Raw genomic sequence first — 418 nt, 5'->3', positions numbered from 1 at the left:
AAGTACAATTTAACTGATATTTTTACATAACAAAGAAAATACTGATAATCACTGACGACAGCATTCACGACTCACTTTAAATTTCCAGAAATTGCTCTGAAACTTGCTGTCTTGACACAGTACGGGGGCTCCGTTGCAAAAACTTTTCAATAACTATATAGGTCAGGGTTGGGGAGTGAAGTTTATGCGTTGAATTGTAGCTGAGAATAGTATTTACTCCCTTAAGCTATTTAGACCATATCATAATACTTGAATCAGTTTTTGGCGAGCAGGTCATTACCCTGTTTATTAACTTTAGGCGGTCCGGTTCATATGGTTGCTTTATAATAATAAAAAGTATTATTTTCAATTACGGGAGGGAGAAATGAGAAGTTATTTAGATATAAAGAAACCGTTCGCAACACTTTTGGCAGCGGTT

It is taken from the genome of Deltaproteobacteria bacterium (genome assembly GCA_011773515.1).
In the GTDB taxonomy this organism is placed as follows: domain Bacteria; phylum Desulfobacterota; class Deferrimicrobia; order J040; family J040; genus WVXK01.
The sequence above is the reverse complement of the archived record's forward strand: the minus strand, read 5'-3'. Positions refer to the sequence as shown.